Consider the following 18,658-nt stretch of genomic DNA (forward strand, 5'->3'; position numbering starts at 1 on the left):
GGCTATGCCTCCTTTCTTGCCTCTTCGAGAGAGCCTTTTATCAAAATAGGACAGATATCTTTTAATTGCATTTTCAATCTTTCATTGATTTCACTTCGTTCCTGATAAACTGTGAAAATATCAACTACATCTTGTTGTATCTCCACAGAAGGAATTGGAATTGTAATTTTCCCCATATCTTCAAAAGTGAATATATCTCTTGTTGTTCCAAATGAGATGAATCCAGCATATCTTTGAGTTTCAGTTCTATTGAACCACATCAATAAATATTTGGGATTCAATTTCTTTGTATCAGTAATTTCAAAGACTTGATATGAATTCGATACAACACAATCTGGTCCTTCTCTAAGAGCAATAGGTAGCTTTGTTCGATTGGATTTCATTACTTTATTAAAAGCAAATTGCCCAGTTCTAACAACACTACCATTCTCTGAATCTTCTGCCACACGCTTTGGTTCGGTGAAAACATGATCTACATTTACACCTTGAAATAATGTAATTGCATTGCCTTCATTTTTCTCATTGCATTCACGAAGATACGGTCCAATCTCTTCACAAGGCATATTTCTTCTCAAATCTTCAATATACGCATCGCAAGTAAGTTTCAAATCTTCCAACCCACGCTCATAGCATTCCTGATTTGAAACCATGGCATTATATATATCTACATATTTTTGTTGGAGGTCAATAGGTGGGAGACTAATTTCAAATTCAGCCAAATCTCCAACTCGAAAATAATTTCGTGCAGAACCAACAGCCTCAAACCAACATTTTCTTGCAAACTCATCTCTTTTTATGAACATATTTAGATATTCAGGAAGCACGATATCTGTGCGTGTAACATAAAAAATCTCATACAAAGAAGAACAAATTGCCTTATCCCAAAATAGATTTAATGCAATTGAATTTAATTCCATTCTTGCAGGGTTAAACACAAAATCATTTCTATAATAAACATTATAAATTGAAAGGTCTGCACCATCTTGTTTTGGTGAAATGAAACCTTCACGAGAAACACCTCTTATTGGTAATTTTTCCTCGTAATTGTATTTTTCTCTTCGCTGTTCAATCAACTCTCCAAGTTTATATTTAGTCAATGCCATAACCAATCCCCCTAAATGCGTCCTCCAACATCTGCTGGGATTTCTTTTCTGCTTTCATAATATCTTGCATTTCTGCCTGAATGCGTGACATTTCCTTTTCATAGTCTATATCCAAATCGTGGTCAATGAACTCGATATATTTACTTGGCGTTAATGCCCAATCTTTACTTTCAATTTCTTTGATTCCAACACTACGATAAAGTTCTGGCATTTCATAATTTGTTCCGTCTGTGCCTTCGTTCTGCCAAGTGTGATAAATTGAAGATGCTCTTTCAATTTGACCAGTAAGGTTAATTGTTATGTCATCAGTACCCTTGGAATCATTTGAAGACAGAAATACTTTCTTTTTATTCTGACGCTTTACAGGGTTTTCAGTCCACTGACGCAAATCCATAAATAGAAATTCATGTTCACGGTTACGAAGGTTTCTGCCGTGGTAATTTCCACCTTTTTTATTCTGGTTAAGAATCCAAAGGGTAACACTGATATCAGTAGTGATAAACAATTCTCTTGGAAGAACAATAATAGCCTCAACCTTATCATTTTTAATCAATCTTTTTCTGATTTCTAAAGTATCACTATCATTTAGAGCACCATTAGCAAGCAAGAACCCTGCAACACCATTTGACTTTTTAAGATGATAAAGCATATGTAAAATCCACGCATAGTTAGCATTGCTTTCAGGTGGTGTAACATAATCTGCCCAACGAGCATCATTCTGCAAGTTTTCATCATACCAGCCTTTAAGATTGAAAGGTGGATTTGCCATAATATAATCAAAATACAAACCTTTATGTAAATCATTAATAAACGAAGAATCACTCATACCGCCAAGATGGTGACTAATACCGCGAAGTGCAAGGTTCATTTTTGCAAGTCGATATGTAGCTGGCTCTTTTTCCTGTCCGTAGACATTTACACTCGATATACTTCCTTGCTTTGATTTCACAAGTTCAGCACTCTGAATAAACATACCACCGGAACCACAGGCAGGATCATATAAAGTTCCGTCATATGGTTCAATCATAGAAGCAATAAGCTGAACAACGTCATGTGGTGTATAGAATTCTCCTTCTTCTTTTGTGGCATTAACAGCAAATTCTTTAAGGAAGTATTCATACACATGACCTATAAGGTCTTTTTCTTCACCAAAAGCCTTGTGACTGATTTTATTGACTTCATCAACAAGCTTCTTGATATCATTAGCACCAAGGTTACGAGAAGTAAATGTGCCTTCAATAAAGCAACCCTTTAGGTCTTTGGAAGTTGTACCAATACTATGAAGTGCAGTATCTAGCGCAACATTCAAATTAGGTGCAGGTGTATTTATAATTGTTGACCAGCGAGCTTCAACAGGAAGATTATATGTACCATCTGCAAAAGTAGCATCGTCAAAGAACGCTGTTCTGATATCTTCATCATCCGGGTCAAGCCCTTGTTCAATTAAAGTCTGACGTAAGTTTTCAATTCCGTCTTCGTATTTTTCTCCAATAAAACGAAGGAATACAAGTGTAAGCATCATATCTCTTTTCTCAAAGAATGAACCTGAATTTCTTGCCGCACGCAAAATATCTCGGCAATTAAATAAAATATTATCTATGTTCAAAGCTTTCTCAGCAGCTTTTTTAGTTGTCTTCTTAGCCATATTAATCTTCATCCTTTCCAGTGTTGATCCACTCTGCTTCTAATGCACTGAAATCGACATTATGCTTATCGCAGAATTCTTTCATTTTTTTCATAGCTGACATGTTTGGTTTGCTTTTTTCATTTTCCCAGCGATTTATTGTAGAAAACGAAACTCCCAATTCACGTCCAAATAATTCCTGTGTCAGGAAACATTTTTCACGAATTTTCTTTATTTCATCAGAATAAGCCATATATTTCATCTCCTTATGTATCTATGTCAGTGATATAGCATAACTATAGCATATATTTATGAATTTTTCTACCTCCTGCAGTTATCTAGTATAGTCGCAGGAGATTTTTTATGTTTTTTCGTCTCAAAATGTCCTTTTGATGCATCTTTCAAGGTTAACAGTTAGGAAGGACAGAAATTCTTTCGAATGTATCCGCTCAAACTGCAAAGCTTTCTCCAGTGGGAAGGTGTAAGGACGATACAGGCAACTGTCTTTAGGAAGGAGGTCATACAGATGTATGGATAAGAAAAACGAATAAATGAATGTGGAGGTTTTCGATTACTCCACGATACCCAAGTTCATGCATGAGCATGGCAGGTTCTGCCTTTGGAAGCTTGTGATGAAACCGGGTAAGACCAAGCCTGACAAGATACCATATCGCATCAATGGTAAAAGAGCCGATGCAACAAACCCACAGCATTATTCATCCTTTGAAGAAACTGTAGATGCATTTTCTAAAGGCGGATATGCAGGTATCGGTATCGGTTGCTTTGAAAGGTAAAATATCTGACAAAAGATTTGAAAAAATAGCTAAAGCTTACGATGAAGAAGAAATTTTACTTCAAAAAAGAATAGCTAAACTTGAAGAAACTATTAAAAAATCGCAGGAGGAAGAACTTAATGTGGAATCATTCCTAAAACTTGTAAGGAATTACACGGATATAAAAGAACTTGATCCAGAAATAATTAGAACTTTTGTAGATAAGATTTATGTAGAACAATCGGAAAAAGTTCCGGGTACAAATTTAAAGAAACAAACCATTTGGATAAATTGGAACTTTATAGGGAAAATTGACATATAAAAATCGGCACAAAGGTTAGTACCTTCATGCCGATTAAATTTTAAGGAAATAAATCCCTAATTAAGAGCCCCTCAAGGGTATCTCAATTTAATAGTTCTTATCTTCTGCCAAGTTCAGCGTCGTAGATATAAAGTCCAGCCCAGCTTTCGTTTATTCTTTCAAGTCTTTCGATAATTCCTCTGAAGTTATCTTCTTCTTCAACTTGTTCGTCAACATACCATTGTAGAAGTGAAGTTACTCTGTGGTCTTTTTCTTCTACTGAAAGTTCATAAAGATCATTAATTTTTCTTGTAACTTCTTGTTCATGTTCATAAGCTGTCTTGAAAGTTTCTGTAAATGTTCCAAATTCAACTTCTGGTTTTTCAATTGATTCAAGTTCTGGTCTAACATCTATTTCAAATAAAAATTGTCTCAATTTTTCTGCGTGTGCAAATTCTTCTTCTGCTTGTTTGTCAAAGAAGTGAGCAAATCCGTCCATTCCTTTGTCTTTTACATAGTTTGCCATTGAATAATAAATATATCCTGAAGATACTTCAAAATTATATTGTTCATTTAATCCCTTTAATAATTTACTTTCCATAATAAAAACCCCCTGTGATTTTATTTATAAATTTACTAAGCTGTAAGCTTTGTTTCTCATAATACTATGTTACCCGCAAAACTATTTTTAAAACAATTAATTTGAAATTCCTAAATTATCTATTGAGATTTCTATATTATCCATGAATTTAAATTCGATTTTATTTATTTCTTCTAAATTTAAATCCTTATTTTTATTTCTAAAATCTGCCAGTGGAATTAAAACTGTCTGTGGCACAAATCTATCAACAAAATCATCAGTTAAATAGTCAGTCTTGTAGATAAAAGCTTTTGTCATGGGACTTAAAATTTTATACTTTGATAAATTTAATGAAGCAGCATTGCCCCAAGTGTCCTGAATTTCTATTCTGAGCGCATCTCTTTTATCCTCATAAGTTAAATTTTCCATGTCAAATTGCAAAAACTTTCCTCCTGGAATTTTTTCAGTCAACCTTATTCCATAGCTTGAATCTTTTTTTGCCTTCATAAAAACTGCTGTTGTATTTGAGCTGCTTTCACCATAGTCGTGGCTGTCCTCATAAATTTCATTTAAGCCATTAAAATTTATTATTCCGCTTTTTACTGATGTAGTAGTCAAATCGTAATCTTCTTCAAAGTCTGCCAGCTTATAAAAAGTGGAATCCATATATCTATTGTAGTAATTTGTCTTTGGCAGGTCTTCATAATTATTTGGTCCTTCTCTAAAAATTTCTCTGTTGTAAGTTTTTCCAAAGGCATTTTCCAAAAAGTTGTAGGTGTAAATTGATAAAATTTCCCTTTGGTCCTCTCCATCAAGTAGCTCTTTTCTATTTAAGAAAAATCCCTCTGCTGGGTCTAAGTCGAAGTCGCCCCAAAGTGAATTGAAGTTGCCATGATTGCCATATGAAAAATAAAGAGCTGCCTTAAAGTTGTCCCTTGCTCCAGAAAAAATTACATTGTCATAGAGAAGCATTCCCTCGAAGCCATCTACATCGGCATCGTTGCTGCCGCCAATAGTGAGATAATCCACATCTTTTAAAATTATGCTCTTGTCTGAAGGCTCATATTGGTCGTAAGTCGGTGCAACAGTTATTATTCCCTTGATGTTAAACTTGTATTTGTGAGAAATATTTCCATCGTCGGGATGAAGGTTTAGCTGGTTAAAATTATAGGCAATTGCTGCTGCTTCACCGCCACGAGAGTGACCAAAAAGAGCTATGTTTTCTGGGTCGAATTTGTTATAAAGTGGGCTATCCTTAACTTTATTTCTCCCTAAAATATTTTTTATATTTTCAAGGAGGAGGACTGCCCTGGCGTCATTTTCATTTGAAAGGCCAAACTTAAAAAATCCATTTAACATATTTTCATCAACTGATACCATGGCAATACCCCTCTTTGCAAGGTAGTGACCTAGATAGTCGTAGCCCAAATAATTTTTTGTTGTAAATCTGTGGTTGCCATGAAGGACAAATAAGACTGGAGCCCTGTCCAAGTCCTTTGGCGCATAAACCCTTCCCCTTACTTCTGTTTCCTTTAGGGTCCTTCCGAAAAATTTCTCCCTAACTTTTTTTGTGTTTCCCCTGTAATTTACAAAATCCCATAGGTTCACTGGCTTCCCTTCATAATCAATTACTTCTACTTCATACTTTTCTGGCTTTGAGGCAATTTTATTTTTTTCTACGCCCAAATCATAAATTTCTCCCCTGTCAAAGCCTGGGAAGACCATAAAATAAATTGAAGCCCCTAGTATAATTGTGGTCGGAAGTAAAAATATAAGTGCCTTTTTCTTTTTATTTTTCACAAAGGAAATTAAGGACTTTGCAAAGGCGACTATGACAATAAAAGCTAGTCCTATAAAAATTATTTCAAAATAATCTATGTCCACATTATAAAGACACTCATCATAAAAATATTTTAATCCATAAATGAGTAGGGCATAGATGGCTAAATTTTTTGTCCTAATTCTTTTTAATAGAAGAAAAATAAATTTAAGCAAAAAGCCTGCCATAATATAAAAAATAAAAAATAGAAGGGCAAAAATTATAAAGGCTAGAATTTTTGGCACCTTAAAATCTTCTATGTAATAATAAAAAAATGTGGCAGAAAATAAAGACATTATCGCCACAATTATATAAGCAAAGCCACTTGCCCTTCCAAAATGTTTTTTGAAAAAACTATTTATTTTGTTTGATATTTTTATTAAAAAATTATTTATTTTCATAATAAGGGGATAAGCCCAAACTTATCCCTAATCCCTCTCTAATTCTACAAGTTCACTTTCGTCGTACTCTTCAACATTAAGTGACTTGGATTCATTTATAAAAGTTTTGTTAAACTCGCGAGTTCTCTTTATTTCATCAAGTTCAAGATAGACAATTTCCTTTTCGTCATCTACTTCATACATTACCTTTACAAGTTCTTGTATTGTGTAAGTTGAGACAACTGTTGCCTTGCCCCTATCTGTCCTTACAATTTCGCCTTCTCTTGGCATTCTCTTGTTGATGCATTCGTAGCCATCTTGTTCATATTTTAAACAGCACATAAGTCTGCCACAGATGCCAGAAATTTTTGTAGGATTTAAGCTAAGGTTTTGGTCCTTTGCCATTTTTATTGACACAGGAGAAAACTCACTTAAAAATGTGGAGCAACAAGTTGGTCTGCCGCAACAGCCTAGCCCTCCAACGAACTTTGCTTGGTCGCGAACTCCAATTTGTCTAAGCTCAATTCTTGTCTTAAAAATTGAGGCAAGATCTCTTACCAATTCTCTAAAGTCAACTCTTCCATCAGCTGTGAAATAAAATAATAATTTTGAGCGGTCAAAAGTGTACTCACATGAAATTAATTTCATGTCCAAACCGTGCTCTTCTACCTTTTGCTCACAAATTATAATTGCTTCCTTGGCCTTATTTCTATTTTCCACATTGATATTTTTATCTTCTTGGTTGGCAAGACGAATAACAGGCTTTAATTCACCCTTAATGCTTTCTTCATCTATTTCCTTTAAAAGTTCCACTGCACCAAACTCAAGTCCACGCACAGTTTCTACTATTACATAATCTCCAATTTTTATATCTATATCAACGGGATCAAAATAATAGATTTTGCCAGTTCTCTTGAACCTAATTCCAGCTATTTCTATCATCTAACTCCCCCTAATTCCATTAAAAGTGTTTCTACATTTAAATCAAAATTTATATTTTTTTCATTGCGGACAAGGGCATTTATAATTGCATCGTAGGATTTTATAGCTCTATCCACACTTATATTTTCTAATTTTAACAAGTCAATTTTATCTGTATTTACAATTTTTTCTTCTCTGCCGTTTTTCAAATAAATTAAATCCAAATACCAAGTCAGCATAAAATTTAGAATATCTGCAAAGTCTTCTCGATTGTCCTTAAAAAAAGTAAATTCATCAAAAATAAATTCAGTATTTCTAATAATTTTATCAAGAACCTTTATTAGGTCCTCTCTCTTTGACAAAAGTTCTGGGTCTTCAGAATATTTAAGGGCAAGGCTGACATTTCCATTGGAAAGACGAGAAAAAAGCCTTGCATTTTTTTCTGTAATATTTTTCTTTTTCAAAAAATCTTCTATTCTATCTCCAGTGACATCAGAAAATTTTAAAACCCTGCACCTGGAAATAATTGTTGGAAGAATTTTTTTCATAGTACTTGAAATTAAAATTAAAATCAAGTAGTCCATTGGCTCTTCCAAGGTTTTTAAAAGTGCATTTTGCCCCTCCACTGTGACCTTGTCGAAGTCGTCAATAATTACAATTTTGTGGCTGCCACTGTAGGGCTTGGAAAAAGAATTTTCAATAATTTCTTCGATTTCTTCTTTTTTTATATTGCCCTCATTTTTAACAATATAAAGATCGGCGTCTTCATAGTCATCTATGCCACTAAAAAATCTAAGAGCTTCGCTGTCATCTTTTAAAATAGCTCTGGCAAAGTTTTTTGCGTGAGAAAATTTGCCAATGCCTCTTGAACCACAAAAAAGATAGGCGTGGCTGTAAGACTTGTTGACTAAATCTCCTTCCAAGCTGTTTATAATTTCTCTATTTTCTAAAAACATTAAATTCTCTTAGACTCTTCCAAGTCAACGACAAAAATTGTGGCTCCAGAAACTTTAAAGTCTCCCTTTTCTATGTGAATATCTTCAGGCTCAGTTAGCTCCTTAAATATCTCATAAATTTTATCAAGCTCACTTTCTTCGCAGCCCAACAAAAGTGTTGTGTTTCCAGATTTGAAAAAACCACCTGTAGAAGAAAGTCTTGTAACATATATATCTTCGTCTAAAAATCTATCTATTATTGCATCAGTGTACTTTTCTTGCACTATTGCTATCATCATTTTCGTATTCATAATATCACCTAAAACTTTTTAAAATCAAATACATCTATGACAAAAATTGTCGCTCCGCCAACTTTTACAGTAATTGGCACAGGAATCATGGCTTGACCAGGAATATTTATGGGCTGAATAGTTCTCTTAACTTCTCTAGTCCTTGAGTTTTCTTCCAAAATTTCCATAAACCTGTCCTTTTCTTCATCTTCAATCCCTGAAAGAAGTGTGACATTTCCAGCTTTCAAAAATCCGCCAGTGGAACTTATTTTTGTAACTTTAAAATCGTTTTTGTTTAGGATTTTTACTAAATTATCGCTATCCTCGTCTTGAACTATTGCGATTATAAGTTTCACACAATCATCCTTTCTTTGAGAACTTTCATGCAGTCGCAAAAAACTTCTTCAATGCTTTTATTTACATCTATAAAATAATAGTTGTCTTCTTTTCCTAAATTATTGTAGTAGTCGCGAACTTTTTTGTGAAATTCGTCAGGCTCTCTTTCAAGTCTGTCGTAAATAGACTTATCCTTCCTGTGTAGGGTAACTCCACTACTTCTAAAGATAAATACTACATCGGGTTTTAGCTTTCCCGTTGCAAAATTATTTATGGAAAGAATGTCGTCTAGGTCTTGTCCCCTGGCATAGCCTTGGTAGGCAAGAGAGGAAAGTACATACCTTTCGCAGAGAACTATGGCTCCCTCCTCTAGGGCGGGGATTATTTTTTCGTAAGTATGTTGAGCCCTTGATGCAGAATATAAAAGGGCTTCTGTCCTCATGTCCATTTCCCTTAAATCTTTGTCAAGAATAAGATCTCTAATTTTTTCAGAAATTCTCGTTCCGCCAGGCTCTCTAGTCTTTATAGTTTTTTTATTATTCTTTAAAAGTTCTTCATAAACTAAATTGCAAATTGTTGATTTTCCAGACCCGTCAGGTCCTTCAAATGTAATAAATGCACTCATTTAACTACCTCAATTTTATCTTCACAAAGTCCAATTACTTCTATTCCTTCACTTAAAAATCTGTCAATATTTTCTATCATTTTATCATCAATAATTTCGCCAAAAGTCACAAGTGGCACTCCTGGTGGATAGGCTCCAATAATTTCCTTAGAAATCCTGCCAGAGGCATCTCTATAAGAAATATATTCTCCCTGACATAAGTTGGCTTCTCTTGGAGTCATTGCCATCTTTGGAATTTCAAATTTAAAGGGCAAGATTTTTTTAAAATCACAATTATCATAGGATAAAATTGCATCTCTTAACTTTTCTATTTCATCTTTAGTATTTATTGGTGAAATTATGGCAAGAGCGTAGTAGAGGTCTCCCATCTCAAGCCTTATATTTTTATTTTTTAAAAAATCTTCAAGAACCTCTTCGCCACTCATGCCCCCAATTCTAAATAAAAATTTCATGGGGTCATTGGCTATTATAGACTCGTGACTTAAGTCTATCTTATAATTTATGGCTCTCTTTAAATTTTCAAGGTCTCTCGCCCTGTTTTGAAGCTCAATTCTTCCCACTTCGTCCATATATTTTAAGCCAGCCTCAATGGAAAGCATAAATAAGTAGGATGGCGATGTGGAATTATAAATATTTACATATTTTAAAAGTTCTTGGTGAGAAAACCTATCTGTCCCCCTGTGAATTAAAGCAGTCTGTGTCAGTGATGGAATCATCTTGTGAGTTGAATTTATAACTAAGTCCGCACCTGCATCTAGGGCTGAATAATTTTTTAAATCTGAAAAATAAAGGTGGGCGCCATGAGCTTCATCAACTATGACTGCTATGTCCTTGTCATGAAGAATTTTTACAAGTTCTTTTAACTTTAAAATTCCACCAAAATAATTGGGGCTAACTAAGACGCAGGCTGCAATATTATTTTTTTCTATTTTATCAAGAAGTTCTTCTTCATCAATGCCAAAATACATGGCACGATTTTCGTCATAAATTGTATTTAAATAAATTGGCTCTAAATCATTTAAGAGAAGGGCGTTGTAAATGGACTTATGTGCATTTCTCTGAATTAAAATTTTATCCTTTGGTCTTGTTGCCATGGCTATGGCAATGTGAAGGGCACCAGTAGAGCCATTTGTAGTAATAAAGGACTCCTTTGAGCCAAATAATTTTTTTATCTCTCTGTGCAGGTCCTCTATTGCTCCCCTTGGCTTTAAAAGATTATCTGTATCTAAAATTTCCGTCAAATCATTTTTTATGTCCAAGTCAAAAAAGTCCTTGCCCTTGTGACCTGGCATGCCAAAAGAAATTAAATTTTTTACTTTGTCCACTTCATTTTTCAAAGGGGTCTTCATCTTTTCTCCTCAACTTCCTTTAATTATACTATAATTTAAAAGCATTTAAAAGTTAGCCCTTTTTATAAAAATCTCCCTTTATAGAAACTTCTCCACTGGAAAGAGTGAGCCTTTCGCTGCCAGTGTCTACAATTAAATTGCCCTTGTCGTTAATGTCCACTCCCTTGGCAGAATATTTTTTGCCATTTAATACAAAGGAAAGGTCCCTTCCAATTACTAGGGAATGCTTTTTGTAGTAGTCAATTATTTCTTTGTCACTTTTTACATAATTATTTTCGTAAAAGGCATTTAAGACGCAGGATAAAATTTCATTCCTTATGACATCAGTGCCAATGTAACCTGCAATGTCCTTTAAATCTTTAAAGCTGTCGTCCTTTGGCTTGTTTACATTTATTCCAATGCCCACTATAACAGACTTTACGCTTCTGGATTCAAAGTCTGCATCAAGTTCAGATAAAATTCCACAAATTTTTTTGCCCTTTAAAAACAAATCATTTACCCATTTTATTTGTGCTTCTTTACCTGTAGACTCCTTAATTCCCTCTAGAGTGGCTACGGCTGCCTTAACTGTAGTTAAGTCAAAATAAGAAAAATCGTAGGAGTCCTTGGGATGTAGGATTATGCTAAAGTAAACTCCGCTACCCTTAGGTGATGTGAAGCTCTTGCCAGTTCTGCCTCGTCCACCCTTTTGCATGTCAGAGACAATTACAGTAAAATCTTTGACATCACTAGAATAAAGTCTCCTCTTTGCTTCCGTGTTTGTGGAGTCAATTTCGTCATAAATAACTATATCAATGTCCTTTAATTCATCTCGAAGGCCCTTTCTTATGCCTTCGTCAGATAATTTGTCGTCCTTTTCTACAAGTTTATAACCCAACTTTGTCTGTGATTCAATTTGAAATCCACTTTCCTTTAAAGAATTAATAGCCTTCCAAATTGCAGTTCTTGAAATATTTAATCTTTCTGCCAAGTCTTGACCAGAAATATAATTTGCCCTATTTCTTTCTAATTCTCTTAATACAATATCCTTTGTTTTCAATATATCACCTTATTCTTGACATTTTTGTAAATCTACTGTAAAATAATTTTCTAGGCTGTGGAGAGATGTCCGAGAGGCTGAAGGAGCCCGCCTGGAAAGCGAGTATACATGAAAATGTATCGGGGGTTCGAATCCCCCTCTCTCCGCCATCGCCATGCTAAGCGGGAAATTAGCGATGTCCTGTACCTGCGATTCGCTACAGCAGGGCTGAATTCCCATTCGAGGACTTTAATTTTGCAGTCTGCCCCTTATAAGTGGTGTTGACGATTGGGTCCTGCGCAACAGAAACTTATGAACCGTGTCAGATCTTGATCGAAGCAGCACTAAGTAAGATCTTTTGTGTGCCGCAAGGGTCGCCTGATTTGAGCTAACTGTAAGGGTAACGTGTGAGGTTGACTTTCGACATTGGGTGCATGGCTACATATTAGTCCCATTTATTTGGGACTTTTTTATTGCTCTTTTTTAAAAATTTGGAGACATTTAAAAGTTCACCCTCCTTTAAAACTTTCTTTTCTCTCAAATATTTTTCTGCCCTGGAATAAAATCCCCTCTTTGAGCCAGTCACATAAAAATAATCTCTTATGTAATTTTCCTTTTTGTAGTCATAATCTTCTAAAATGGCATCAGTATTCGAAAAGATTTCAATATTACTAGACTTATCAGCAAAATATTTTTTGAAAAATTCTTTTTTTAGGTGAAGACCACTGGAAGCCAAGAAAATTAAGTCATACTCTCTAAAATCTTTACCATTAAAGTATTCGTCACAAATCATTTTTACTATTTCAGGGGCAAGACCATCGTTACAAGCATTAATAAGTAGGGGCAAGCTCAAGTATGATACTGGAGAATCTGTGAAATTTTCTAAAGTTTTTTCAGCTGAAGTAAGCTCTGTCCCTAGGCACAAAATTCTCTTATCCTTTAAATGTTTCTTAAGGGCTTTTTCTCCAAAGTCTGCCCTCTCATCATCCTTAAAATAATTTATGGCATCAAAGTCCATGACATAAATCTTTTTATCCTTTTTAAAAAATTTTTGTAAAAATTCTATTCTTGCGTTTACAGCTTCCCTCTTGTAAAGTCCATAGTATTCAAATCTGTCGTCAACATAATAATTTAAATAATCTCTATGGACTTCATAAAGTCCAACTATGCCAGGACCTGTGTCAAAAACTGCCAAAGCCTTCACCTACTTTCACTTTATATGTATACTTATAAATTTTTTTAAAATAATCATAAGCCTCTTCCAAGGATTTTTCATCTGCAAAGATGCCAAAAATCGTGGCGCCACTTCCGCTCATAAGAGGAGCTGAATTAAAGGCTCTTAGTTTATTTTTTATATCCAATAAATCTGGGTGCAAAGAAAAAACTACATCTTCCATTTTATTTCTGAGATAAAAATTTAATTTTTCTATGTCTAGCTCATAAAGACCCTCTAAAATTTTAGAAAAATCAATTCTCTCCTTATCAATTTTTATTTTTTGGTAGACCTCCTTAGTGGAGACGCCGTAGCCAGGGTTTATGATTAAAACATGGTCAAGCTCTATTGGGTCTACTTCCTCTAAAATATCTCCTATTCCCTTTGCAATTTTCGTTCCGCCAGTCATCATATATGTAAAATCTGCTCCAAGGCCCTTGGACATATCAATTAGTTCAGCTCTTGGAATATTTATCTTGTAAAGGTCATTTAAGGCGTAAAGAGAAGCTACTCCATTGGAAGTTCCACCAGCAAGGCCTGCTGCAATGGGAATTTTCTTTTTGATTTCAACTTTAAAGGGAAGGTCATAGCCCACCTTGTTTTTTAAAAGTTCATAGGCTTTATAAATTAAATTGCTTTTTAAGTCAAAGGAAAATTCTGGTATTATTTCTAGTTTCTCGCTTTTAGAAAAAATCATCTGGTCACATAAATCTGTCATTACCATTAAAGTTTTTATGTCGTGGTATCCACCAGCTCTTTCTCCAAGGACATCAAGAGATAAATTTAACTTGGCATGAGCATTTTTTTTAATCATAATACACCTCAAGTTAATTATAATTCATAATTTATTATTTTGCATCATTGTAAACCCCAGATTTTATATTGATAATAATTTTAATAAAATTTAAATTTGGGCAAAAAAATAAGCTGCCTAAGCAGCTCTTATTTTATGAAATCATCTTTGCGTCTTTATAAGTTACATCTTCATCTAAAACTGTAACTTTTACAGTAGAAGTAAGTACATCAGAGTAAGTGTATGATGCAGTTACAAGTTCTTCTCCGTTAAATACTTCAAGTACAAAAAGACTTGGATAAATTGCCTTTAAAACACCCTTGCGAGTGACAATTTTTTTTCTGCCTTTATTGGCCCTTACAATAACTTTTTTCCCTATATGATTCTCAAGCTCTTTCTTTATCAATTGCATTTGATTCATTCCATATCCATTCCTTCCAAAGACTTTTAATACTCGTTAATTATACTATAAAAATGGATTCCTGTCAAATAAATCTATAATTTTACTCCATAAATTTTTCTTTGTCAATAAATTTTATGCTTAATTTTTAAAATATTTTTAATAATTTTTAATTTTTTTCACAATTATTTTTATAATAATATTTTTTGGTCTTATTTTTTATTTTTTTACTTTAAAAAGCTCTAAGAACTTGCATTTTGTGAAATAAGGGTGGATTTTTCAAGGCAACTATTGTATAATTATGTATTGTTATTGAGTGGATTGGAGGTATTGATGCAAAAAAAGAAAAAAGTCATTCTCGGAATGAGTGGCGGCGTAGATTCATCTGTGTCTGCAATTCTCCTAAAGGAAGCCGGCTACGATGTCACAGCTGTTTTTATGAGAAACTGGGCTGAAGATGACGGAGCTTGCACTGCAAGAGAAGATTACATCGATGTGGTCTCTGTCTGTTCACAACTTGACATAAAATATTTTACTGTCAATTTTGAAAAGGAATATAGGGATAGAGTTTTTTCTTACTTCTTAAGTGAATACAAGAAAGGCAGAACTCCCAATCCAGATGTGATGTGCAATACTGAAATTAAATTCAAGGCCTTCCTTGACTATGCAATGGATTTTGATGCTGATTATATTGCAATGGGTCATTATGCCAGGACAAAAAATGTCAATGGAAAAACCTATCTTTTAAAGGGCGCCGATCTTAATAAAGACCAGTCTTATTTTTTGTCCAGAGTTAAATCAGAGGCACTTGCAAAAACTCTCTTCCCAGTTGGCGATTTGACCAAGGATGAAGTGAGAGCTATTGCCAAAAAGTACAAGCTCTCTACTGCTTCAAAAAAGGATTCTACTGGAATCTGTTTTATTGGCGAAAGAGATTTCAATGAATTTTTAGACCAATTTCTCTTTACTAAGCCTGGAAAAATTGTGGACGAAAAGGGCAAGGTAATAGGAGAGCATTCAGGTCTTATGCACTACACCATAGGTCAAAGGCGAGGAATAGGCATTGGCGGAGTTGGCAGCGGCGAGCCCTTCTTCGTATATGATAAAGATTTGAAAAACAATCTTTTGCTTGTGGCTCAAGGAATTAATAATCCCATCCTTTATAGAGATGAATTTGAAGTTGAAGATATTTTTTGGATTACAGAAAATCCTTCTCTTCCCCTAGATTTATCTGTTAAAATAAGATATAGGGCAAAGGATGAAGATGCAAGGCTAGAAAATGATAATGGTAAATATGTTGTTAAACTGAAAAAACCACTTAAGGGCGTAACGCCTGGTCAAGTTTGTGTTTTTTATCAAGGCGATGTATGTCTTGGTTCAGGTATTATAAAATAAATTTTGGAGGTATATATGAAATTACTTTTAAACAAAAGAGAAGCTAAGGGTAAAAACAAAGTTGATAAACTTAGAGCTAATGGTGAAGTTCCTGGAGTTCTTTACTCAAAGGGACAAGAAGCAAAATTACTTTATGGTCTAGAAAAAGATTTATTAAAGGCTTTTTCTGAAGAAGGATATTCAAACATTTTTGAAATCGAAGTTGACGGAGAAACTATTTCCGTACTTTTCAAAGAAGTTCAAATGCACCACATCAAAAATGCAATGGTTCACTTTGACTTATATGAAGTTGATATGAACTCTGAACTTACTGTTGAAGTGCCAGTAGTTCTTGAAGGTAGAGACGAAGTTAAGGTTCAACCATCTTCATTAATCCAAGTATTAAACGAAGTTCAAGTTACTTGTCTTCCAAAATATCTTCCATCTGAAGCTGTTGTAAATGTTGTTGACATGCAAATTGGCGATGTAGTAACTGTTGCTGACCTAGATATCTTCGGCGACGAAAACATCAAGATTGACATGGATGCTGAAGAAACTGTTGCAACTCTTGTTGAACCAACAGAAGAAAAAGAACCAGAAGAAGGAGCAGAAGAAGTTTCTGCAGAAGTTCCTACTGTTTCTGAAACTGAAGCAAAAGAAGAAACTGAAGAATAATTTGTATTTAAAAAATATTTAAGGGCTCCAAGAGCCCTTATTTTTTTACAAATTTTTATTTTTATTTCATCTTTTAATTTTTATTTTTTAAAAATTATTATCCAATAAATTTTAAAGAAATTTTAAAACTCCCCTGGGGTCTTCAGCTATATTTTCTGTGTATCTTTCAAGCATTTCTCTCGACCCTGTGCCACACAAGACGCCAAGCTTTAGGGTGTCCTTTCCAAAAATCATGTCAACCTTGGAGTCGCCAACAATAATAATTTCCTGGTCCCTTAGAGAATATTTTTTCTTAAAAATTTCTAGGCTCTCTGTGCTTGGTTTCTTTTCGTATAAATCTGCAGCTGCATAAAAATCTATAAAACTGTCTAAGTTCAAGTATTCCATAGAGTATTTTGCTTGCCTATAATTATCTGAAGTGAAAAGTCCTATAATTATGTCTCTATTTTTTAGGTCCGTAAATAAACTTTTAAGGTCGCAAGTTTCTTTTATTTCCCTATTATTTTCCTTTAAAAATTCTAGGAGGAAGTCGTCTATATCTTTATAGATTTCTTCTACACTTTCATCCATAAATTCAGAAAAAATAAGTGCCAAGTCCTCCACAGTCTCCGATGACAAGATGGAGTTTTCCTCCACTTCATTATTTTCCTTTACGCCAATTTTTTTAAATAATTTTTTCTTTCCATCATGGTTTAAATTTTTTTTACTTAAATACTTTACAATTGAGTCCACCCAAATATCTGAAAATTTCAGTAGAGTTCCATCTTTATCAAATAAAATTGCCTTAATCATAGTAAGTCTTGAAGTTCCTTCCAAGTTTTTATTTTTTTCTCACTTTTGTCCAAATTGTAGAAGTGCGGATTGGTAAAGCCGTAGAGCTCTCCGTCTTCACACCTCACATTTGCCCTGACATAGTGATAATTTTCGTCAAAATTTAATTTTACCTGCAAACTATTTTCGCAAGCCTTATAAACTTCGCCATCTACTATTAATTCTATATGAAGTTTTTTGCCGTGAAAAGTATTTTTTTCTAAGTTCATGGAAAATTCACTGTCCCCAATTTTTTTAAGGTCAAGTAAATTTTCCCGAGAGACAGAAATTTTCCCTGCCAGCATGGCTTTTTTTATTTCATCCTTGGAAAGATTTTTTGCAAAAACAAAGGTCTTTGGATCTCCAAGTAAAGATGGATAGTCTGCATTTTCGTATCTTTCATAAGGGTAGAGGTGAGAGTCGCTGCCGCCAAGTCCATAGACCACATAACCATTTTGAAGGAGGATGTCCCATGCCCTTAGGGCCTTTTCCATGGCATCAAGGGAAGTCATGTAAGTTGGGTCATTTATAATTTCCATAAATTTTAAGTCCTCTAATTCATAATCGCCAACTAAAAATTCATAAGTATCCATAAAGGGGTGGTTGATGGAATAAATTTCTCCCCTTAATTCTCTCAAAACTTCTAGCATCCAGTCTTCTGTGTTAAGTCCCTTAACTGAATGTTTTTCAAAAACAGATTCATTGGTGAAAAATAAATTTACATGGCCAAACTTTGATGTGATTTCTGTGCCTTCAATAATCAATAAATCTGTGTCAGGGAATTTCGTCTGATTAAAATTGTGGTCCGTTGGAGAAAAAAAGTCTAGTCCCCTCTTTTTTGCAACTTCAATATTTTCTTCTGGCGATAATTTTCCATCAGAGTAAAAAGTGTGAGTGTGAAAGTCACCTGAGTACCAGCTTTCTTCCCTGCACTTGACCTCATCTTTTTTTATGTCCACTTCTCCCTTAGAATCTATGGGACTTTTAGCCTCATGAATTTTTAAAATGACATCTCCACTTTTGTAAAGAAGATAGGCTATCCTATAGTCGCCATCTTCTAAATTTTTAAAACCATTGGAAGACTTTTCCATGTCCACAGCCATAAATCTTTCTGCCTCCCTATTTGCAGTGATGCTTCCCACAATTTTATCTTCCTTATAGACAAAGAGACTTATAAAAAAACTTTCTCCACTAATGGAAAATCTTAGTGAGTCTTCCCTTAAATCCTTTAAATTTATTTTTAAATTAATTTCATTAAAGCCTTCTTTTAAATTTTCTATAATATTTTTCATATTTCTCCTTAAAAAAAGCTCTGGGCATTACCCAAAGCTTGCTTTTA

Annotated in this window: 21 protein-coding genes, 1 tRNA gene and 1 other RNA gene; 6 read left to right on the plus strand and 17 right to left on the minus strand. The window is 34.1% G+C overall.

Annotated features, from left to right (window positions below):
• Window positions 1-2: 2 nt before the first annotated feature.
• The 3 genes from Q0U74_RS04925 to Q0U74_RS04935 are packed head-to-tail and all read right to left on the minus strand — an operon-like array spanning window position 3 to window position 2,980.
• Window positions 3-1,103, minus strand: coding sequence for a restriction endonuclease subunit S (locus Q0U74_RS04925; protein WP_297392998.1), 1,101 nt, complete (start codon window positions 1,101-1,103; stop codon window positions 3-5).
• Window positions 1,090-2,748 (minus strand): N-6 DNA methylase, encoded by a 1,659-nt coding sequence (locus Q0U74_RS04930; RefSeq protein WP_297392999.1) that lies wholly within the window; start codon window positions 2,746-2,748, stop codon window positions 1,090-1,092. The genes Q0U74_RS04925 and Q0U74_RS04930 overlap by 14 nt, the downstream gene beginning before the upstream one ends.
• Before the next feature lies 1 nt (window position 2,749).
• The gene (locus tag Q0U74_RS04935) at window positions 2,750-2,980 is read right to left on the minus strand and encodes a DNA-binding transcriptional regulator (RefSeq protein ID WP_297393000.1); all 231 of its coding nucleotides are present in this window, start codon (window positions 2,978-2,980) and stop codon (window positions 2,750-2,752) included.
• A gap of 376 nt (window positions 2,981-3,356) precedes the next feature.
• Here Q0U74_RS04935 and Q0U74_RS04940 point away from each other — a divergent pair, with 376 nt between their 5' ends.
• Together Q0U74_RS04940 and Q0U74_RS04945 are read left to right on the plus strand one after the other, a co-directional pair.
• Window positions 3,357-3,521: a hypothetical protein gene (locus Q0U74_RS04940; protein ID WP_297393001.1), complete on the plus strand. Its 165-nt coding sequence runs from the start codon at window positions 3,357-3,359 to the stop codon at window positions 3,519-3,521.
• Window positions 3,487-3,822, plus strand: coding sequence for a DUF4368 domain-containing protein (locus Q0U74_RS04945; RefSeq protein ID WP_297393002.1), 336 nt, complete (start codon window positions 3,487-3,489; stop codon window positions 3,820-3,822). Before Q0U74_RS04940 ends, Q0U74_RS04945 begins: the two co-directional genes overlap by 35 nt.
• Window positions 3,823-3,919: 97 nt before the next feature.
• Here the strand turns inward: Q0U74_RS04945 and Q0U74_RS04950 are convergent, their stop codons facing one another.
• The 9 genes from Q0U74_RS04950 to Q0U74_RS04990 form a co-directional block, all read right to left on the minus strand.
• The gene (locus Q0U74_RS04950) at window positions 3,920-4,402 is read right to left on the minus strand and encodes a ferritin (protein WP_297393003.1); all 483 of its coding nucleotides are present in this window, start codon (window positions 4,400-4,402) and stop codon (window positions 3,920-3,922) included.
• A gap of 96 nt (window positions 4,403-4,498) precedes the next feature.
• Entirely contained in the window at window positions 4,499-6,496 is a 1,998-nt protein-coding gene (locus tag Q0U74_RS04955; RefSeq protein WP_297393004.1) for a S9 family peptidase, read from the minus strand.
• A 132-nt stretch (window positions 6,497-6,628) separates the two neighbouring features.
• A complete protein-coding gene (locus tag Q0U74_RS04960; RefSeq protein WP_297393005.1) occupies window positions 6,629-7,522 on the minus strand; it encodes a stage 0 sporulation family protein in 894 nt (297 codons plus the stop codon).
• A complete protein-coding gene (locus Q0U74_RS04965; protein ID WP_297393006.1) occupies window positions 7,519-8,457 on the minus strand; it encodes a DNA polymerase III subunit delta' C-terminal domain-containing protein in 939 nt (312 codons plus the stop codon). Before Q0U74_RS04965 ends, Q0U74_RS04960 begins: the two co-directional genes overlap by 4 nt.
• Window positions 8,457-8,747 carry a cyclic-di-AMP receptor gene (locus Q0U74_RS04970; protein ID WP_297393007.1) on the minus strand — a complete coding sequence of 97 codons (291 nt, stop codon included), beginning with the start codon at window positions 8,745-8,747 and terminating at the stop codon, window positions 8,457-8,459. Before Q0U74_RS04970 ends, Q0U74_RS04965 begins: the two co-directional genes overlap by 1 nt.
• An 8-nt stretch (window positions 8,748-8,755) precedes the next feature.
• Entirely contained in the window at window positions 8,756-9,082 is a 327-nt protein-coding gene (locus Q0U74_RS04975) for a cyclic-di-AMP receptor (protein ID WP_297393008.1), read from the minus strand.
• Complete coding sequence (tmk, locus tag Q0U74_RS04980) at window positions 9,079-9,687, minus strand: dTMP kinase (protein WP_297393010.1); 609 nt, start codon at window positions 9,685-9,687, stop codon at window positions 9,079-9,081. Before tmk ends, Q0U74_RS04975 begins: the two co-directional genes overlap by 4 nt.
• Entirely contained in the window at window positions 9,684-11,036 is a 1,353-nt protein-coding gene (locus Q0U74_RS04985; RefSeq protein ID WP_297393011.1) for an aminotransferase class I/II-fold pyridoxal phosphate-dependent enzyme, read from the minus strand. The genes tmk and Q0U74_RS04985 overlap by 4 nt, the downstream gene beginning before the upstream one ends.
• 52 nt (window positions 11,037-11,088) lie before the next feature.
• On the minus strand, window positions 11,089-12,075 hold the full coding sequence (locus Q0U74_RS04990; RefSeq protein ID WP_297393012.1) for a biotin--[acetyl-CoA-carboxylase] ligase: 987 nt from the start codon (window positions 12,073-12,075) through the stop codon (window positions 11,089-11,091).
• A 59-nt stretch (window positions 12,076-12,134) separates the two neighbouring features.
• Here Q0U74_RS04990 and Q0U74_RS04995 point away from each other — a divergent pair.
• Both Q0U74_RS04995 and ffs read left to right on the plus strand, forming a co-directional pair.
• Window positions 12,135-12,224: transfer RNA gene (locus Q0U74_RS04995), tRNA-Ser, on the plus strand.
• A gap of 3 nt (window positions 12,225-12,227) precedes the next feature.
• Window positions 12,228-12,492, plus strand: an RNA gene (gene ffs / locus Q0U74_RS05000) — signal recognition particle sRNA large type.
• A 7-nt stretch (window positions 12,493-12,499) separates the two neighbouring features.
• Here ffs and Q0U74_RS05005 read toward each other — a convergent pair.
• From Q0U74_RS05005 to Q0U74_RS05015, 3 genes are all read right to left on the minus strand, one after another.
• Window positions 12,500-13,258, minus strand: a complete 759-nt coding sequence (locus Q0U74_RS05005) for a hypothetical protein (protein WP_297393013.1) — start codon at window positions 13,256-13,258, stop codon at window positions 12,500-12,502.
• Window positions 13,236-14,081 (minus strand): 4-(cytidine 5'-diphospho)-2-C-methyl-D-erythritol kinase, encoded by an 846-nt coding sequence (gene ispE, locus Q0U74_RS05010; RefSeq protein WP_297393014.1) that lies wholly within the window; start codon window positions 14,079-14,081, stop codon window positions 13,236-13,238. The genes Q0U74_RS05005 and ispE overlap by 23 nt, the downstream gene beginning before the upstream one ends.
• Before the next feature lie 133 nt (window positions 14,082-14,214).
• Entirely contained in the window at window positions 14,215-14,481 is a 267-nt protein-coding gene (locus tag Q0U74_RS05015; RefSeq protein ID WP_297393015.1) for a Veg family protein, read from the minus strand.
• A 312-nt stretch (window positions 14,482-14,793) separates the two neighbouring features.
• Here Q0U74_RS05015 and mnmA point away from each other — a divergent pair, with 312 nt between their 5' ends.
• Together mnmA and Q0U74_RS05025 are read left to right on the plus strand one after the other, a co-directional pair.
• Window positions 14,794-15,855 (plus strand): tRNA 2-thiouridine(34) synthase MnmA, encoded by a 1,062-nt coding sequence (gene mnmA / locus Q0U74_RS05020; protein WP_297393016.1) that lies wholly within the window; start codon window positions 14,794-14,796, stop codon window positions 15,853-15,855.
• Window positions 15,856-15,870: 15 nt separating this feature from the next.
• Complete coding sequence (locus Q0U74_RS05025; RefSeq protein WP_297393017.1) at window positions 15,871-16,509, plus strand: 50S ribosomal protein L25; 639 nt, start codon at window positions 15,871-15,873, stop codon at window positions 16,507-16,509.
• Window positions 16,510-16,620: 111 nt separating this feature from the next.
• On the opposite strand, the gene Q0U74_RS05030 is transcribed toward Q0U74_RS05025, so the two are convergent.
• Window positions 16,621-17,325 (minus strand): HAD family hydrolase, encoded by a 705-nt coding sequence (locus tag Q0U74_RS05030; protein ID WP_297393019.1) that lies wholly within the window; start codon window positions 17,323-17,325, stop codon window positions 16,621-16,623.
• Entirely contained in the window at window positions 17,298-18,611 is a 1,314-nt protein-coding gene (locus Q0U74_RS05035) for a CehA/McbA family metallohydrolase (protein ID WP_297393020.1), read from the minus strand. The genes Q0U74_RS05030 and Q0U74_RS05035 overlap by 28 nt, the downstream gene beginning before the upstream one ends.
• Between the last annotated feature and the right edge of the window lie 47 nt (window positions 18,612-18,658).

It is taken from the genome of uncultured Peptoniphilus sp. (assembly GCF_946998875.1).
In the GTDB taxonomy this organism is placed as follows: domain Bacteria; phylum Bacillota; class Clostridia; order Tissierellales; family Peptoniphilaceae; genus Peptoniphilus_A.

Excerpts from the sequence above, each read along its gene's own strand:
- Q0U74_RS04925 (WP_297392998.1), bottom strand. The coding sequence starts at position 1,103 with ATGGCATTGACTAAATATAAACTTGGAGAGTTGATTGAACAGCGAAGA.
- Q0U74_RS04930 (WP_297392999.1), bottom strand. The coding sequence starts at position 2,748 with ATGGCTAAGAAGACAACTAAAAAAGCTGCTGAGAAAGCTTTGAACATA.
- Q0U74_RS04935 (WP_297393000.1), bottom strand. The coding sequence starts at position 2,980 with ATGGCTTATTCTGATGAAATAAAGAAAATTCGTGAAAAATGTTTCCTG.
- Q0U74_RS04945 (WP_297393002.1), top strand. The coding sequence starts at position 3,487 with ATGCAGGTATCGGTATCGGTTGCTTTGAAAGGTAAAATATCTGACAAA.
- Q0U74_RS04950 (WP_297393003.1), bottom strand. The coding sequence starts at position 4,402 with ATGGAAAGTAAATTATTAAAGGGATTAAATGAACAATATAATTTTGAA.
- Q0U74_RS04955 (WP_297393004.1), bottom strand. The coding sequence starts at position 6,496 with ATGTCTTTATTTTCTGCCACATTTTTTTATTATTACATAGAAGATTTT.
- Q0U74_RS04960 (WP_297393005.1), bottom strand. The coding sequence starts at position 7,522 with ATGATAGAAATAGCTGGAATTAGGTTCAAGAGAACTGGCAAAATCTAT.
- Q0U74_RS04965 (WP_297393006.1), bottom strand. The coding sequence starts at position 8,457 with ATGTTTTTAGAAAATAGAGAAATTATAAACAGCTTGGAAGGAGATTTA.
- Q0U74_RS04970 (WP_297393007.1), bottom strand. The coding sequence starts at position 8,747 with ATGAATACGAAAATGATGATAGCAATAGTGCAAGAAAAGTACACTGAT.
- tmk (WP_297393010.1), bottom strand. The coding sequence starts at position 9,687 with ATGAGTGCATTTATTACATTTGAAGGACCTGACGGGTCTGGAAAATCA.
- Q0U74_RS04985 (WP_297393011.1), bottom strand. The coding sequence starts at position 11,036 with ATGAAGACCCCTTTGAAAAATGAAGTGGACAAAGTAAAAAATTTAATT.
- ispE (WP_297393014.1), bottom strand. The coding sequence starts at position 14,081 with ATGATTAAAAAAAATGCTCATGCCAAGTTAAATTTATCTCTTGATGTC.
- Q0U74_RS05015 (WP_297393015.1), bottom strand. The coding sequence starts at position 14,481 with ATGAATCAAATGCAATTGATAAAGAAAGAGCTTGAGAATCATATAGGG.
- mnmA (WP_297393016.1), top strand. The coding sequence starts at position 14,794 with ATGCAAAAAAAGAAAAAAGTCATTCTCGGAATGAGTGGCGGCGTAGAT.
- Q0U74_RS05025 (WP_297393017.1), top strand. The coding sequence starts at position 15,871 with ATGAAATTACTTTTAAACAAAAGAGAAGCTAAGGGTAAAAACAAAGTT.
- Q0U74_RS05035 (WP_297393020.1), bottom strand. The coding sequence starts at position 18,611 with ATGAAAAATATTATAGAAAATTTAAAAGAAGGCTTTAATGAAATTAAT.